The sequence below is a fragment of the Cupriavidus basilensis genome (genome assembly GCF_000832305.1).
Lineage (GTDB): Bacteria > Pseudomonadota > Gammaproteobacteria > Burkholderiales > Burkholderiaceae > Cupriavidus > Cupriavidus basilensis_F.
The window spans coordinates 2,930,007-2,946,566 of sequence record NZ_CP010536.1 but is presented as its reverse complement, the minus strand read 5'-3'; the positions used below and the strand labels follow the sequence as shown (position 1 = coordinate 2,946,566).

At 65.5% G+C, this 16,560-nt stretch carries 16 protein-coding genes and 1 tRNA gene; 11 read left to right on the top strand and 6 right to left on the bottom strand.

The window, feature by feature from the left end:
- Window positions 1–229 precede the first annotated feature (229 nt).
- Entirely contained in the window at window positions 230–1,525 is a 1,296-nt protein-coding gene (locus RR42_RS13645; RefSeq protein ID WP_236702050.1) for an MFS transporter, read from the top strand.
- An 80-nt stretch (window positions 1,526–1,605) separates the two neighbouring features.
- Here the strand turns inward: RR42_RS13645 and RR42_RS13640 are convergent, their stop codons facing one another.
- A complete protein-coding gene (locus tag RR42_RS13640) occupies window positions 1,606–2,184 on the bottom strand; it encodes a MarR family winged helix-turn-helix transcriptional regulator (RefSeq protein WP_043347664.1) in 579 nt (192 codons plus the stop codon).
- Between the two features lie 330 nt (window positions 2,185–2,514).
- Here RR42_RS13640 and RR42_RS13635 point away from each other — a divergent pair, with 330 nt between their 5' ends.
- From RR42_RS13635 to RR42_RS13600, 8 genes are all read left to right on the top strand, one after another.
- Window positions 2,515–3,495, top strand: a complete 981-nt coding sequence (locus tag RR42_RS13635; RefSeq protein WP_043347662.1) for a Bug family tripartite tricarboxylate transporter substrate binding protein — start codon at window positions 2,515–2,517, stop codon at window positions 3,493–3,495.
- 72 nt (window positions 3,496–3,567) lie between these two features.
- Window positions 3,568–5,862: a xanthine dehydrogenase family protein molybdopterin-binding subunit gene (locus RR42_RS13630; RefSeq protein WP_043347659.1), complete on the top strand. Its 2,295-nt coding sequence runs from the start codon at window positions 3,568–3,570 to the stop codon at window positions 5,860–5,862.
- On the top strand, window positions 5,855–6,721 hold the full coding sequence (locus RR42_RS13625) for an FAD binding domain-containing protein (protein ID WP_043352081.1): 867 nt from the start codon (window positions 5,855–5,857) through the stop codon (window positions 6,719–6,721). Before RR42_RS13630 ends, RR42_RS13625 begins: the two co-directional genes overlap by 8 nt.
- Before the next feature lie 9 nt (window positions 6,722–6,730).
- Window positions 6,731–7,207 carry a (2Fe-2S)-binding protein gene (locus tag RR42_RS13620; RefSeq protein ID WP_043347658.1) on the top strand — a complete coding sequence of 159 codons (477 nt, stop codon included), beginning with the start codon at window positions 6,731–6,733 and terminating at the stop codon, window positions 7,205–7,207.
- Entirely contained in the window at window positions 7,197–7,982 is a 786-nt protein-coding gene (locus tag RR42_RS13615) for a CoxG family protein (protein WP_043347656.1), read from the top strand. The genes RR42_RS13620 and RR42_RS13615 overlap by 11 nt, the downstream gene beginning before the upstream one ends.
- Before the next feature lie 184 nt (window positions 7,983–8,166).
- Entirely contained in the window at window positions 8,167–8,988 is an 822-nt protein-coding gene (locus tag RR42_RS13610) for an IclR family transcriptional regulator (protein ID WP_043347655.1), read from the top strand.
- 156 nt (window positions 8,989–9,144) lie between these two features.
- Entirely contained in the window at window positions 9,145–9,480 is a 336-nt protein-coding gene (locus RR42_RS13605; RefSeq protein WP_082054899.1) for a hypothetical protein, read from the top strand.
- 303 nt (window positions 9,481–9,783) lie between these two features.
- On the top strand, window positions 9,784–10,377 hold the full coding sequence (locus RR42_RS13600) for a ParB-like protein (protein WP_043347650.1): 594 nt from the start codon (window positions 9,784–9,786) through the stop codon (window positions 10,375–10,377).
- Between the two features lie 128 nt (window positions 10,378–10,505).
- On the opposite strand, the gene RR42_RS13595 is transcribed toward RR42_RS13600, so the two are convergent.
- The 5 genes from RR42_RS13595 to RR42_RS13575 form a co-directional block, all read right to left on the bottom strand.
- Entirely contained in the window at window positions 10,506–10,793 is a 288-nt protein-coding gene (locus RR42_RS13595) for a hypothetical protein (protein ID WP_082054898.1), read from the bottom strand.
- 456 nt (window positions 10,794–11,249) lie between these two features.
- Window positions 11,250–11,324: transfer RNA gene (locus tag RR42_RS13590), tRNA-Val, on the bottom strand.
- A 132-nt stretch (window positions 11,325–11,456) separates the two neighbouring features.
- Window positions 11,457–12,179: a DNA polymerase III subunit epsilon gene (gene dnaQ / locus RR42_RS13585; RefSeq protein WP_043352077.1), complete on the bottom strand. Its 723-nt coding sequence runs from the start codon at window positions 12,177–12,179 to the stop codon at window positions 11,457–11,459.
- Window positions 12,180–12,255: 76 nt separating this feature from the next.
- Window positions 12,256–12,693, bottom strand: a complete 438-nt coding sequence (rnhA, locus tag RR42_RS13580; RefSeq protein ID WP_043352076.1) for a ribonuclease HI — start codon at window positions 12,691–12,693, stop codon at window positions 12,256–12,258.
- Between the two features lie 102 nt (window positions 12,694–12,795).
- The gene (locus tag RR42_RS13575; RefSeq protein ID WP_043347648.1) at window positions 12,796–13,587 is read right to left on the bottom strand and encodes a methyltransferase domain-containing protein; all 792 of its coding nucleotides are present in this window, start codon (window positions 13,585–13,587) and stop codon (window positions 12,796–12,798) included.
- A gap of 10 nt (window positions 13,588–13,597) precedes the next feature.
- Here RR42_RS13575 and gloB point away from each other — a divergent pair, with 10 nt between their 5' ends.
- The gene (gene gloB / locus RR42_RS13570) at window positions 13,598–14,401 is read left to right on the top strand and encodes a hydroxyacylglutathione hydrolase (protein ID WP_043347645.1); all 804 of its coding nucleotides are present in this window, start codon (window positions 13,598–13,600) and stop codon (window positions 14,399–14,401) included.
- Between the two features lie 192 nt (window positions 14,402–14,593).
- Entirely contained in the window at window positions 14,594–16,285 is a 1,692-nt protein-coding gene (locus RR42_RS13565; RefSeq protein ID WP_043347643.1) for a transglycosylase SLT domain-containing protein, read from the top strand.
- Window positions 16,286–16,560 lie beyond the last annotated feature (275 nt).

Genomic DNA, 16,560 nt, shown 5'->3' with positions numbered 1-16,560 from the left:
GTCCGGCAATGCGCCAGCGCGGGGCGGCTGCCTGCCTCGGATACTTTAGAAGAGAAACACCGTGTTGATCCAGAGACAAGAGGCCCCGTTCGCCAACGCGAACGCCGAGGGTGTGGCGACCCCATCCAGCAGCATCACGGCAGGCGGTGGCGAGCGCGCCACTGACGCCCCCGTGGCAACCACCCGGGGCGCGATCATCGCCCGCATCGAGCGCCTGCCCAGCAATGGCATGCATGTCAGGGCACGGCTGCTGATCGGCCTGGCCACGTTCTTCGATGGCTTTGACGTCATCGCCATCGCCGCCACGCTACCGCTGCTGATCTCGATGTGGTCGCTCACGCCGGGGCAGATCGGCTTTCTGATCGCGGCGCCGTCGGTCGGGCAACTGATCGGCGCGCTGCTGTTTCCCGCGCTGGCCGAGCGCTTTGGCCGCCTGAACTCGATTGGATGGAGCGCGGGCATCATCGGGCTGATGAGCATCGCCTGCGGCTTCGCGCCCTCGTTCGAGATCTTTGCCTTGCTGCGCATCGTGCAGGGCCTTGGCCTGGGCGGTGAGCTGCCAGTGGCCGCCACTTATATCAACGAAGTGACGCGTGCCCACGGGCGCGGGCGCTTCGTGTTGCTATACGAGGTGGTGTTCCCGATCGGCCTGCTGATCTCCAATGCCGTCGGCGCGTGGCTGGTGCCGCGGTTCGGCTGGACGGTGATGTACTTCATCGGCGGCGCCCCAGTCGTCCTGTTCTTCATCCTGCGCCGGGCCATTCCCGAGTCGCCGCGCTGGCTGGCGGAGAAGGGCCGCCTGGCCGAAGCCGACCGTGCGCTCGCGGCGTTCGAGTCCCGCGCCAAGGGGCCGCTGGCGCCGCTGGGCGATGTATCCGCGTACGACGCGATGACCGGAAAGCACCCGCGCCGGCGTGTCCGGGACCTGCTGAGCAAGGCCTATATCGGCCGCACGCTGGCGGTGTGGATGCTGTGGGCGACCTGCGGCTTTATCCAGTACGGACTGTCGACCTGGTTGCCGACGATCTACAAGACGGTGTATCACGCACCGCTGCAACTGGCGCTGAACCTGGCCGCGGGCGCATCGGTGCTCGGGGTGATCGGCTCGCTGGTGTGCGCGATGATCGTCGACAAGGTGGGCCGCAAGCCGGTGATCAACGTCTCGTTCATCCTGTGCGCGATATCGCTGGCGCTGGCCGGCGTGTTCCACGCGGAGTCGGTGTACGTCGTGGCCGGGCTCTGCGCGCTTTCGCTCGGCTTCCTGGCAAGTGGCTTTATCACGGCCTACGTGTACACGCCGGAGCTGTATCCCACCAGCATCCGCGCCATGGGCTGCGGCTTTGGGGGCGCGTGGCTCAAGCTGGCGGCGATCTTCGCGCCGACGCTGGTGGCCAGCACGATCGGCTCGGGCAATCTCAGCATCGCTTTCTACGCGCTGGCGACGGTGCCGTTCGTGGCGGCGCTGACCATCCACTTCCTTGGCATCGAGACCAAGGGCAAGGTGCTCGAGCAACTCGAGGCCTGATTCGCGACGCACGACGCACGATATGAAGCCCGTGGCAGCGCCAGCTGCCACGGGCTTTGTTCGTTCTCGTGTGCGCTAATTTATTCGCCTTCGCCCCCGCCCCCGCCGGCGTCACCGCGCCCGGGCGTCACGCACAGGCCGTGCAGCTTCCTCAGCGCCTGGTACATCGCTCGGCGCTCCTCCGGCTCAAGCAACCGGATCACCTCCGCCTGGCCCTTCCTGGCCAGCGGCATCACTTGCTCATGCAGCGCCAGGCCTTCCGGCGTGATGCTGCAGATCAGCTTCTTGCGCGGGGTGTTGCCCTCGGCATCCAGCTTCACCAGCCCGCGGCCTTCGAGCAGCCGCAGCGTGCGGCTCACCAGCGCCTTATCCGATGTGGATTGCAGCACCAGTTCTGCAAAGGGCAGCTGCCGTGCGTGCGCCAGCAGGGCCAGCAGGCGCCACTCGGGCACCGTGAGCGCGAACTGCTCGGCGTAGGGCAGCGTCACGGTGCGCCGCAGCGCGTTGACCAACTGGCTGAGCATCGTCGTCAGGAAGTCGTCGACATCGAGCCCGCTGCCTTGCTCGTCCAGTTGCGCCCAGGGGCAGTCGGTTTTCGGGGGCACTGCCTTGTCGCCGGTGTCGGTTGTCGTTCCGGCTGCGCGCTTCATCAGATCCATGTCTTTCAAGAGATGCCGCCGGACGGCGGCTGATCAGGGGGGGGCGGAGCCGATTGTCTCATAGGGACTCCGATGTGCTGCCTCCTTCTCGTCATGAATCTCTCTTTTAATTTATAAAAAGATATATATGTCAATTAGGGATTAACGTAAGTTGAGTAGTCAACAATGTAGATCTAGTATGAATAGCGCGTTCCTCTCCTGAACTAATGTTTCGCTAATAAAACGCACATCGAATGCGTTCCCGTCCCTTAGCCGTCCCTTAGCCGTGCCTAACCCCGCACCCACCATGCCATTCCCCGCTGAAGTGGAGCGCCCCCACAGGAGCCGTAGATGAACCTTGCCCGCCGACACGTCCTTGCCACAGCGCTCGCCGCGATTGCCCTGGGAGGCGGCAGCGCCTTTGCGCTCGGTTATCCCGCCAAGCCGGTCACGATCGTGGTCGCCTATCCGCCGGGCGGCGACACGGACTCCATGGCGCGCATGTACGCCGAGAAGCTGTCGATGCGCCTCAAGCAGCCGGTGATCGTGGAGAACAAGCCAGGCGCTGGCGGGGTGGTCGGCAACGCCATGGTCGGACGCGCGCCGGCCGACGGCTACACGCTGCTGTTCACGCCCAACCCGTTCACGACGGCGCCGATGGTGCTCAAGCTCCCCGCCAGCTCCAGCTACGACGCGCTGCATGGCTTCACCCCGGTCATCCAGACCGGCACGCAGACCGTGCTGCTGGTGGCGTATCCGGGCGCCGGCATCAAGACGGTGCAGGAAATGGTGGCCGCGGCGAAAGCCGGCAAGCCGCTGACGTATGCCACCCCCGGCGCGGGTTCGCCCATGCATATCGCCGGCGAGTGGCTCAACCGCGCCGCTGGCGTGAAGATCCAGCACGTGCCGTACCGGGGCGTCGCGCCCGCCGTCAATGATGTCGTCGCAGGCCACGTCAACTTTGCCTACGTGACGCTGGGGCCGGTGGCCCAGTACATCAACACGGGCAAGCTGCTCGCGCTGGCCGTGACCGATCCGAAGCGCTCTGCGCTGCTGCCTAATGTGCCGACGCTGTCCGAGCTTGGCTACAAGGACGTCGTCGTAGGCGCATGGCACGGCGTCATGGCGCCCAAGGGCACGCCGGCCGAGGTGGTGAAGCTGCTCAACGAGCAGCTCAACGAGATCGTCAGGATGCCGGACATCGCCGAGAAGATGGCCACCTTCGGCGCGGTGCCGGTGGGCGGCGCGCCCGCCGTGCTGGAAAGGATCAATGCTTCCGACTACGAGCGGCTGGGCAAGGTCATCAAGGATTTCGGCATTACCGCCGAGTGACGCGACGCCGGCGGCAACGCTCGCCGGCGTCTTCATGGTTTTCAGTGGTTTTCTGACTAGCAGGAGGTCGGCATGAGCACGTCGACAGTGGGAAGCGCCACGCCGCAAGTGACGGCGCGGGAGAAAGTGATGGGCAGGGCCGTGTATGCCGGCGACATCAAGCAGGCCGGCATGCTGCATGCCAAGGTGCTGCGCAGCCCGTATCCGCATGCCCGCATCGTTCGCATCGACACCGCGGCGGCGCGCGCGCTGCGGGGCGTCAAGCTGGTGCTGACCGGCGAGGACACGCCGTCGCGGTTGTGGGGCACGCATCGCAAGGAGCAGCGCATTCTTGCCGCTGGCGTGGTCCGCCACGTGGGTGAGGAGGTCGCCGCGGTGGTCGCGGTGGACGAAGAAACCGCACGCGATGCGCTGGACCTGATCCGCGTGGAGTACGAAGAACTGCCCGCCATCTTCAGCCCCGATGCAGCGCTTGCCGACGGCGCGGCGGAGCTCCACCCGGGCACGCGCAATATCGCCCATGAGATGCATATCGAGCGCGGCGACGTCGAAGCCGGCTTCGCTCGCGCCGCGGTGGTCTACGAGGCCACGTACGACATGCACTCGCAGTATCCCGGCTACCTGGAGCCGATGGCCACCGTGGCCGCCCAGGATGGCAATGGCCGGCTCACGGTCTGGGCCTCGACGCAGTCCGTGTTCCTGGCGCGCGCGCGCCTTGCCGAGGCGCTGGACCGGCCGGTGTCCACCATCCGCGTGATCCAGGCGGTCACCGGTGGCGGCTTTGGCGCCAAGATCGTGGAGGAGAGCAACAGCCTGATCGCGGCCTTGCTGGCAACGCGGCTCGACCGCCCGGTGCGCCTGGTCAACAACCGGCTCGAGGATTTCCTCGGCGCGCGCTCCAGCGTGCCGGCGCGGGTCTGGCTGAAGATGGGCCTGGATGCGCAAGGGATGATCGTCGCCAAGGACGTCAACATCGTGGCCGAGTGCGGCGCCTATGCGGGCCTGGCTGGCGACGTGATGCACGTTACCGCCATGCGCAGCGACAACATGCATCGCGTGGAGAACGTGCGCTCCAACGCCGTGCTCGCCTATACCAACAATCCGCCGCGCGGCGCGTTCCGCGGCTTCGGCGGCCAGCAGATGCAGTTCCCGCTGAACAGCCACCTCACCATGCTGGCCGAAATGCTAGGCATGGATCCCATTGAAGTCCACAAGCGCAATGCCATCCGCTCCGGGGACACCAGCGTGCATGGCTGGAAGATTGGCAGCAGCGGCCTGGTGGAATGCCTCGAGCAAACGCGCGAGGCAATCCAGTGGGATGCGCGCCGCGCCGATGCCTCGCGGCGAACCGGCACGCGCCGGCGCGGGCTCGGCATCGCGGCCGCCATGCACGTCAGCGGTAACCGCACGCTGGGCAACTGGGATGGCTCCACCATCGTGCTCAAGGTCAACGAGGACGGGCGCGTCATGCTGCTCACCAGCGAGTGCGACATGGGGCAGGGCGCCAACACCATGCTCAGCCAGATCTGCGCCCAAGAGCTGGGCATTGCGCTGTCGCACGTCACCGTGAGCGCGCCGGATACCGATGTGGCGCCGTTCTGCCTCGGCTCGCTGGCATCGCGCGTCACGATCATTTCCGGCAACGCAGTGATGCGGGCCGCGCGCGAGGCGAAGCAGAAGCTGCTGGCCGTGGCCGCCGGGAAGCTCGGTGTGCCGCAGGACGAACTGGACCTGATCGACGGCGTGATCCGCGCCCGTCATGACGACACCACGCGCGCCACGCTCGCCGAGATCGCGCGGCTGCATATCTTCCGCCATGGCGGCGAGGGCCTGATGGTGCGCGCCACTTACGATGCGCCCACCGTGATGCACGACGCCAACTACTACGGCAACATCGCGCCTGCCTACTCGTTCGCGGCGCAGGCTGTCGAAGTGGAAGTGGACACGGTGACCGGGCAGATTACGCTGATCGACAGCTTCGTGTCGGACGACTGCGGCAAGGCCATCAACCCCTTGGCCGTGCACGGCCAGACGCACGGCGCCACCGTGCAGGCGATCGGCTGGACGCTGTATGAGCATGTGCAGGTCGAGGATGGCCGCATCCTGAACGGCAACTTCGCCGACTACACCATGCCGACCGCTGACGCGGTGCCTGCGCTGCGCACGGATGTGGTCGAGTCCGTTGAGCCCAATGGGCCCTATGGGGCCAAGGGCGCCAGCGAAACCGCGATCCTGCCGGGCGCGGCGGCCATTGCCAATGCGGTCTATGACGCCATCGGCGTGCGCATTGCTTCGCTGCCCATCACGCCGGAGAAGGTGCTGGCCGCGCTGCGCGAGCGCAAGGAAAATGAGGCGCGCCATGCGTAATTTCGAATTTCTGGAGCCGGGCTCGGTGCCGGAAGCCAGCCGCATGCTGGCCGACCTGGGCGACGAGTGCCGGGTAATCGCCGGCGGCACCGCGCTGATGCTCGGCATGCGCCAGCGCATGCTCATGCCCACCCACCTGGTATCGCTTGGCCAACTTGATGCCTTGCGCAAGATCGAGTTCGATCCGCGCACCGGCTTGCGCATCGGCGCGCTGGCCTTGCATGCGCAGGTGGCGCGCTCGCCGCTGGTGCAGGCGCATTACCCCATGCTGGCCAGCATGGCGGGGCGCGTGGCCAATCCGCAGGTGCGCAACCAGGGCACGATCGGCGGCAACCTTTGCTATGCCGATCCCGCCACCGATCCGCCGGGTTGCCTGATGGCGCTGGGGGCGCAGGTGGTGCTTGCCGGCAGGAGCGGCGAGCGCGTGCTGGAGATGGAGGCGTTCCTGGTCGACTACTACACCACGGCGCTCGAGCCCGATGAGATCGTGACCGAGATCCGCATTCCCGCGCTGGCGCCGGATGCGCTCGGCCACTACGCGCGCTTCCTGCGCACGGCCGCCGAGCACCGGCCGCTGGCCAGCGTCTCGCTGCTGGCTCGCCGGACTGGCGCTACGTGCATCGAGGCGCGCCTTGCGGTTGGCGCATCCACGCCGATTCCGGCGCGGCTGCGGCGCGCCGAGGCGTTCCTGGCCGGCAAGGCCGTCACGCCGGAAGTGGCCGCCGAGGCGGCGGATATCGTCGCCGCGGACATCGACCCCGTTTCCGATATGCGCGGCAACGCGGACTATCGCCGCGAGATGGTGCGGACCGTGGCGCGGCGGAGCATCGCCACGTTGTTCGGGCTGGCAACGGACTAAGGATTCCCCATGCAAAAGATCCATATCGAACTCACCGTCAACGGCGAAGACCACAGCGTGGAAGTGCCCGCGCGGCGCCTGCTGTCGGACCTGCTGCGCGACGACCTCAACCTGACCGGCACCAAGCGCGGCTGCGAGACCGGCATCTGCGGCGCCTGCTCCGTGCTGGTGGACGGCGAAGTCATGAAGTCCTGCCTGATGCTTGCCGTGCAGGCACGCGGGCGCGACGTGACCACCGTCGAAGGCCTAGGCGCTGGCGGTGAGCTGCACCCGCTGCAGCAAAGTTTCATGGAGTGCGGCGGCCTGCAGTGCGGCTACTGCACCCCTGGCTTCCTGATGACCTCCTGCGCCATGCTGGCGCATAACCCCAACCCGACAGAAGAGGAAGTCCGCGCTGGCCTGAACGGCAACCTGTGCCGCTGCACCGGTTACGTCGGCATCGTCGAATCCATTCTGTGCGCCGCGGAGAAAATGCGTGGAAATTGAAAAAAACCTGATCGTCGGCGCAGCACCGGCGCAAGTTTGGGCACTGCTGCTCGATCCCAATGTGATGGGCGGCTGCGTGCCGGGCATGCAGTCGATCGAGGTGGTCAGCGATGTGGAGTACATCTCGCACATCCAGGTCAAGATCGCCTTTGTCAGCGCGCGCTTCAAGATCAAGACCACCATCGTGGAGATGCGCGCGCCCAACTACCTGCGTAGCGAAGGCACGGGCGAGGACGCCTCCGTGGCCAGCTCGCTCAAGCAGTCCAGCGAGATCTTCCTGACCGGGCAGCCCGACGGCAAGACCGAACTGCGCATGAAGATCAACGTGGACGTGCTGGGCCGCCTTGGCACGTTCGGCCTGAGCGTGATGAAGACGAAGGCCGACCGGATGTGGGAGGAGTTCGGCACGAATCTGTCGGCGCGGCTGGTGGCGCCTGCCGAGGCGGCGCCGGCTGCGGCGTGCGCAGCGCCCGCAGCAGCGGATGTGGCGCAAACGGTCGCGAAGGAGCAGGCCCCTTCGCCCGCCGCGCCCGGCTCCGCCATCGAGGGGATTCCCGCTCGCCCGGCCGTCATCCCGGCTCGCACCGTACAAGCCGGCCCCAATCGCGGCGCAGGCTGGTGGTCGCGCCTGTTCTCGCCCGCGCCCGCTGTGGACAGGGGTCCGCTCACGGATATCTGCATCGAAGTGCGCCAGCCCAATGCGACCATTACCGTGCGCTGGCCGGCACAGCACGCGGGCGAGTGCGCCGCCTGGCTGCGGGACTATCTGAAGTGAGCGCGCGCGGCTTTGGTGATGGAAGTGCTGGAGGATAGATGCAGGGCGTGTTATATCGGACAGTCGCGGGCGGCGCATCGGGGTGCAAGGTGCGTTATCCGCACAGGCCGGGCCTCAGAGCAGGGCCGCAGCCAAAGCCGTTACCATATCGCACGCCAAAGTACTCATTCGCAGAGATATCACCATGACAGATGCCCTCGAGCCTACCGATCTCCAGGACAAGTACATCGTGCCGGGGCTGGAACGCGGCCTGCGCCTGCTGGGCGAGTTCAGCCGCAACGAGCGGACCTTGTCTGCCGCCGAACTGGCGCGCCGGCTTCAGGTCCCGCGCTCCACGGTGTTCCGCCTGCTGACCACGCTGGAGATGATGGGCTTTGTGGAGCGTACCGATGGCGGCCGTGAATTCCGGCTCGGCATGGCGGTACTGCGCCTTGGCTTTGACTACCTCGCCTCGCTGGAGCTGACCGAGCTCGGCCGGCCACTGCTGGACCGCCTGCGCGACGAGGTCAACTACCCATGCAACCTGGTGGTGCGTGACGGCCGCTCCATCGTCTACGTGGCCAAGTCCGTGGCGCCTACGCCGTTCGCCAGCTCGGTCAACGTCGGCACCCGCCTGCCGGCGCACGCCACCGTGCTTGGCCGCGTGCTGCTTGAAGACCTGACGCTGGCGGAACTGCGTGATCTCTATCCCGAGCCGCAGCTGGAAGTCTTCTCGGAGAGCACGCCCAAGACCGTCGAAGCACTGTTCGACATGGTCCAGCGCGACCGCCAGCGCGGCTACGTGCTGCAGGAAGGCTTCTTCGAAACCAGCATCTCGACCATCGCCGCGCCGGTGCGGGACCGCAGCGCCAAGGTAGTGGCGGCGCTTGGCACCACCATCCCGGCTTCGCGGATCGATCCCGAGCGGCTCCATGGCATGGTGGAGCAGGTGAGGAGCGCGGCGGGCGAGCTATCCCGGTTGCTGGACTATCGGCCGTCGGAAGGTGGAGCGGTAGTCAATTTGTAGGGCGCGGCCAGCGCGGCGCCAGGCTTGTCGCCTGGCCGTGACGGCCAAGCACCGCCACTTCCCCTTGCCGCGCAAATCCGGCATTGGGCCAGGCCGGGACCAGGAATGTGCACTGGAAATTCGTGTCTAACTACACGAACGCGTCAGGAATTGGCGATGGGCACATGTATCAGAATCCTCACAATCGGTGCGGCCATGACGCTGGCCGGGTGCGCGGCAGTGCCTGCCTATGATGGCTACGGCTATCCGGCCGAAGGCACCTATCCTTACGGCGCTTACTATCCCGCTTACCCCTATGGCCCCTACTATGACTACGGCTGGTGGCCTGGGTTTTATGGGGGTGGCGCTGTGTTCTTCCATGGTGGTGGCCACGGCGGTGATGGTCACCATGGTCATGGCGGCCACGGCGAGGGGCATGGGGAGGGCCATGGCGGTGGTCATGACGGTGGTGGTCACAACGGTGGCAGCCATGGCGGCGGCCATGGTCGATGAGCGTTCGAGCAGGCCCAATCGGAGCCCGTCATGCCGGTTCTCTCCCTCCTTGTCGTTGCCCTGCTGATCGTCGGGGTGTACGCGTTTGCGATCCGGGCAATCTTTCATCGCGAACCCAAGGCGCGGGGAAGACCCGTCCGGCGTTGCCGACGGCATTACCCGCGCACCTGACGGCGAGCGAATTCCGCATCCGGCTTGACTGCCTCCTGGGCGTCCATCCCTTATTCGTTCTGGGTGTTGGCGATATGCCTGCTAATCTTGCCTTGTGCAGAACCTGTGCGGAAAAATGAAGAGGAGGGCAATATGGCAGCGGTCCGCGAATCCTTGATTCACGAGCTCCACCCGACGCAACTGACGGTGGGCATGATCGAAGTGCAGGACAAGAAGAAACACCTGGCCTCGCTAAAGCCTGCGGAGCAGCGTGAGTTCCTGCAGGCCCATCCGATCCCGGTAGTGAACGGGCCGGGCGGCAAGCTTTACATCACCGATCACCATCATCTCGGGCGGGCAGCCTTGGAGGCCGGCGTCACCAGTGGCTTTTTCACCGTGGAGGCCGATCTGTCGGCCTGCGCGCAGGACGATTTCTGGGTGCAGATGGACAAGAACCTATGGGTTCATCCCCTGGACGAACACGGCGTGCGGCACCGCTACGCTGCGGTTCCCAATCACCTCGAGAAACTGGTCGACGATCCATATCGGTCGCTGGCCGGGTATGTCCGGGATGCTGGTGGCTACACCAAGACGCCTACCGCCTTTGCGGAGTTCGTGTGGGCGGACTTCTTTCGCCGCGCCATCGCCGTCGAGGACCTTAGCGCCGACTTCCACTCGGCGGTTCAGCGAGGCATCACGCTGGCAAAAGGCAAGCTGGCTGTCGGCCTGCCAGGATACGCCGCGTAATCAGCACCAGAGCATGACGGAGGGGCCGCAGCCCCTCTTGCCTGGCTCTTGCTTGAGGCTATCAACTATCAACTATCAACTATCAACTATCGGCAAATGGCGATAATTGATCAGCGCCAGGGCAAAATTCAATGGCCGATTTGCCGGCTCACGGTGTTTTCCTGCTGATTGAGAGCCTGCTGTTCCGTCCGGGTGATATGGCCGCCGTTCTGGCTTGCCATCGCGCGTTCTTCCTGGCGGATCTGGTGATCTTCGCCGTGCAGCTTGGCCGCCTGTCCACGCGACATTTCCCCCTCCTTGACCTCGTGGTGGATGCGCTTGTCCTGGTTGGACAGGCGGTTGTTCACCTGCTCGCGGCGAGGGTGATTTCTCTCCCACCGTGTATCTTTGTCGTTGGCCATCGCGCCACCTGCCATGCCTGCTGCCAGAACAGCGATAGTCACACTGCCGATAACCTTACGCATAAGCATAGTGAACTCCCTGGTTGTTGATGCTCGGTGCAATTTGCCGAACATGGCCAACTAACGCGGCAGAATTTGGCGGCGATGACAGGTGCCAGACAGAGCTTTGTAACGAATTATCTACGTGCCAGCGAGTCCGCGCGCCACCGCGGCATCCCCATTTTTGGGCTCTTATATCGCTAACCGAAGGAGGAACCGGATCCCTGCGAGGGCGAGGATGCGCATCCCTGCACTGCTTGTCGCTGAGGGGTTTGATGCGGATTGGCATGACAGCATTGGCATCCTGAAGGCTGTACCCTCAAAAAAGTTGGGTATCGGTGGTAGGCCTTGGCAAACGCCAGACAACAAAAAACCCAGAGAGCTTTCGCTATCTGGGTTTTCGGCAACGTAGGCAGTTGCTAGCCACTAATTTGGTGGGTGGTACAGGGATTGAACCTGTGACCCCTGCCGTGTGAAGGCAGTGCTCTACCGCTGAGCTAACCACCCCTGCTGCTGCGCTGTTACTGTCGTGCTGCAGAGAAACGAGATTATGTCAGCGCCGTTGTATCTTGTAAAGCCCTTCCTGGAAATTTCTGCAAAAAATCCGTTGGCTGCTTTCGGCCGGCAATCTTGAGCTGCCTATGCAGCTTCGGTCGCCGGCGGTGCTTCCTTCCATACGACCTTGCCGCCGCTCGCCTTTTCCAATTGCTTGAGCACCGCCAGGTGGGCGGTGGCTTCATCTTCGCTGGCCATCAGCACGGGCAGCTCGAGGCGGGAGAGGTCGGTGGCGGCCACTGCGTCGCTGTCGGCGCCGCCGCCGTCGAGCATATCGATCACCAGCGAGTTCTGGCCGCGCGTCATGGCGAGGTAGACCTCGGCCAGCAGCTCGGCATCTAGCAATGCGCCGTGCAGGGTACGGTGGGCGTTGCTGACGCCGAGGCGGTCGCACAGGGCGTCCAGCGAGTTGCGCTTGCCGGGGAACATCTGGCGGGCTTCGCGCAGGGTGTCGATCACATTGCCAGCGTGCTCGCGAAACGGCGGCAGCCCGACAAGCTTGAACTCCATGTCGAGGAAGCCAAGGTCGAAGGGCGCGTTGTGGATGATCAGCTCGGCGTCCTGGACGAAATCCCGGATCTCGTTGACCACTTCCGCAAACTTGGGCTTGTCGGCCAGGAAGTCCACGGTGATGCCGTGCACCGCGATCGCGCCTTCGTCGATATCGCGTTCCGGGTTGACGTAGAAGTGCAGGTGCCTGCCCGTGAGGCGGCGGTTAAGCAGCTCCACGCAGCCGATTTCAATCAGGCGGTCGCCGGTGGCGGCGCTCAGGCCGGTGGTTTCTGTGTCGAGAACGATCTGTCGCATGGCGGGCATTCTAACCGGTGGGGCAGGGGAGGAGTCGGGCCGGCGTGGGGCGCGATGAGGCGGTACGGAGCCGGCTTTATCCCTTGAGCGAGTCGACGCCACGGTTGGCAAGGGCATCGGCGCGTTCGTTGCCGGGGTGGCCGTTGTGGCCGCGGACCCAGTGCCAGGTGATGTCGTGCTGCCGCGCGAGCTTGTCCATTTCCTGCCAGAGGTCGGCGTTCTTTACCGGCTTCTTGTCGGCGGTCTTCCAGCCGCGGGCCTTCCATCCCGGCAGCCATTCGCCGATGCCCTTCTGCACGTATTGGGAGTCGGTGTAGACCTTGATCCGGCAGCGGCGCTTGAGCGCGCGCAGGGCCTCGATCACGGCCGTCATTTCCATGCGGTTGTTGGTGGTGAGGGCTTCGCCGCCGAACAGCTCTTTCTCATTGGTGCCGGACACCAGCACGGCGCCCCAGCCGCCGCGCCCGGGGTTGCCTTTGCAGGCGCCGTCCGAATAGATGATGACGTCTTCGATTTCGCTGGGTTCCATTGGGTATTGATTAGCTAAGCTAAGGTTGGCACCGCGATGAGGCGGGGCCGACCGGGGTGATTGGGGGGCGGCAGCGCATGATGGCGCTTAATGCTCGTCGCCGGGGGACTTGCCGTGGGTGCCCGTGGGGGTCGCCACCGGCGCGGCGACTGGCGACAGGGCAGCCTTGGGGCTCTTCCAGGCGGGCCCGACCAGGCGGATATTGCGCACGCGCTTGACCGCCGAGATCATATAGACTGAACCGAAGATCGGCCACCAGCGGTCGCCGGCCTTCTCCATGAAGGCGGCGCGCTGCAGCCAGCGCTCCGTGTGGTATGGCGGGCAATAGCAGCCGAACCGGCCGCGGATAATATCGAAACCCAGGAGTTTGAGCCAGTCCTTGATGCGCACGAAGCCGATGGACTGGCTGTCGTTGGGCAGGAAGGGGTCAGCGCCAAGCCGCTTGAGGCCTTGGCGGGCGCCCCACAGGCTCATGGGGTTGAAGCAGGTCACCACCACCCGGCCTTCCGGCATCAGCACACGGGACACCTCGCGCAGCACCTCGTGCGGGTCTTCCGAAAACTCCAGGATGTGGGGCAGGGTGACCAGATCGATACTTTGCGTCTCGAACGGCAGTTCGTCGAAGCGGCACAGCAACTGGCGCGAATCGGCCTGTGCCCGTGGGCCGTGGGGCCCGTTGCCGGGGGCAAGCGCCAGTGCGGAGAACGGCATGCGGTTCTCGCGCAGGGTGTCGATGTGCGGCAGGCCGAGCTGCACCGCGTGGTAGCCGAAGATATCCACCACGGTCCGGTCGTACTGCGCCTGCTCCCACTGGAGCATGTATTGCCCGGGTGGCGAGGCAAGCCAGTCTTCCCAATTTATAATCGGACGCTTGGACATAGGAGCACGCATGTTGAAGGTGGAGCCGATTCCCGCATTCCAGGATAACTATATCTGGGCAATCCACGACGGTCACTGCGCCGCCGTGGTCGACCCGGGCGAATCCGCGCCGGTCGAAGCCTTCCTGGCACGCGAGGGGCTGACGCTGGGCGCTATTGTAATCACCCATCACCACGGCGATCACCAGGGCGGGGTGGCCGGGTTGCTGGCGGTGCATCCCACCGCGCCGGATGGCGCCCCGTTGCCGGTCATCGGTCCGGCCGGCGAGCGTATCGGCGCGCGTACCGTGGCGGTGCGCGAGGGCGATACCGTCAACGTGGCGCATCCGTCGCTGCAACTCAAGGTGCTCGACGTGCCGGGCCATACCGCCGGTCATGTCGCGTACGTGGCGGACCTGCCGGGCGCGGGGCCGTCGGTCTTCTGCGGCGATACGCTGTTTGCCAGCGGCTGCGGCCGCCTGTTCGAGGGCTCGCCGGCGCAGATGTTGTCGTCGCTGGACAAGCTGGCGGCGCTGCCCGGCGCCACCCGGGTGTACTGCGCCCACGAGTACACCCGCAGCAATGTGCGGTTCGCCCGCGCGGTGGAGCCGCATAATGCCGAGCTGGCAGCCTGGGAGGCACGCGTGGATGCGTTGCGCGCGGTCGGCGCACCGACCGTGCCGACCACCATCGGGCAGGAGCGCGAGGTCAATCCCTTCCTGCGCTCGCGCGTGCCCGCGGTACGCGAGGCGGTGGCGGCCCACGCTGGCGGGGTGGCCGGCAATGACGCGGCGGCCTTTGGCGCGCTGCGCGGCTGGAAGGATGATTTCCGCTGATTTCCGCTTGCCTTCACGTCCTTTCGCGTGCCCGCAAGCCTTGGGCACGCTTGGCCGGAACGGCATTTTTCACGTACCCGATACGTCCCTGTCGGCCTCGGCCCGGCGCCGCGGCAGGGAGAATTTCATTGACGCGAAAGCCGCTTTTTCTTAGCATCAGGCAAATTTTTAGCGTCACGATTTGAGAACTTAATGAAAATTGGTCGATTACTGGCGGTAGTTGCGTGTGCCGCGCTGCTTGCAGCGTGTGCCAGCACGCCCACTCCGCCCGAGGGTGCCGATGGCGCCACAGCGACCGCCTCCGCTTCCAGGCCCGCGATTTCCAAGCCCGATCCGCTCAATTCGATCAACAGCGCAGGTGTCATCAACGTGGACCGCGACAGCATGGACTGGCTGCGCGGGCCGTCGAGCGACATCTGGGACCGCATCCGTCGCGGCTTCGGCATGCCGGACCTGGAAGGCACGCTGGTTGACGATCGCACGCAGTGGTACGCGCAGCGCCCGGAATACATGGAACGGATGGTGGGGCGCTCGAGCCGCTACCTCTATCACATCGTCGAGGAACTGGAGCGCCGCAAAATGCCCACGGAGCTGGCGCTGCTGCCGTTCGTGGAGAGCGCGTTCAACCCGCAGGCCGAGTCCACCGCCAAGGCGGCCGGCATGTGGCAGTTCATTCCCAGCACCGGCAAGAGCTACAACCTGAAGCAGAACATGTTCCGCGACGAGCGGCGGGATGTGCTGGCCTCGACCGACGCGGCGCTGGACTACCTGCAGCGGCTGTACGACATGTTCGGCGACTGGCAACTGGCGCTGGCGGCATATAACTGGGGCGAGGGCGCGGTGTCGCGCGCCATCGCGCGCAACCAGGCGCGCGGGCTGCCGACCGACTACGCCAGCTTGAACATGCCCAACGAGACGCGCTATTACGTGCCGAAGCTGCAGGCGGTCAAGAACATCATTGCCAATCCCCAGATGTATGGGGTGAAGCTGCCGGATATTCCGGATCACCCGTACTTTGTCACGGTGACCACCTCGCGCGACATCGACGTCAAGCTGGCGGCCAAGCTCGCCAACCTGCCGCTCGACGAGTTCAAGGCGCTCAATCCGTCCTTCAACCGGCCGGTGATCCTGGGCGCGGCAAATCCCCAGATCCTGCTGCCTTTCGATAACGCCGAGCGCTTCCAGTACAACCTGAACACCTACCGTGGCGGCCTGTCGAGCTGGACGGCCGTGACGGTGGATAACCGCGAGCGCATCGAGGCGCTGGCGGCACGGCTGAATATCGACGCGGACACGATTCGCGAGATCAACCGCATTCCCAAAGGCATGCGGCTGAAGGCCGGCTCCACGGTGGTGGTGCCGCGCTCCGAGGATCGCAACCAGGACATCAGCGCCACGCTGGCCGAAAGCGCCACGATGGCCATGGAGCCTGATGTGCCCGACGCACGCCGCGTGGTGGTGCGGGCCGGGCGGCGCGATACGGTGGCAACGCTTGCGCATCGCTATGGCGTGTCGGCTGGCCAGGTGCAGTCCTGGAACAAGCTCTCCGGCACCAAGCTGGTGGCGGGGCAGAGCCTGGTGCTGATGGTGCCGGCGCGCTCGGCGGCTCGCTTTGCCAGCGCGCCCGACCCGGCGCCCACCGCTTCCGCGCTGGTCCCCGTTCGGGCCGAACCGGTGCGGGGATCGGCCAAGGGACGTGCCGCGCCGCGCCAGCGCGTGACGGTCGAGGCCGCGCCGCGCAAGGGTGCCGCAGCCACGGCAAGGTCATCGGCCAAACCCGCGCCGACCGTTTCGGCAGCCAAGGCCAGCGCCAAGCCGGCCAGTGCCAAGGCGGCCAGCAAATCGGCGGCAGGGCCGGCGAAGACCAAGGCGCACGCGCGCTGAAGCGCAAGGGGGTTTGAGCCAGATCAAGGGCGTGCCAGTGGCACGCCCTTTTGCCTGGTGCGGCGCATCGTGGGTAAGCCTTGCGTAAGGCGGCATGCGCAGACTGCGGGAACCCGTGGCCAGGATCGGCCATGGCATGCCAGGCGCCAGGCCGCCCCGGTGGTGGCAAACTAGCGGCAGCAAATCAGCAAATCAGCAAATCAGCAAATCAGCAAATCAGCAAATCAGCAAACGACCCGACAAACAAACCAATAGCCCGCATCCAAGCGGAGGAG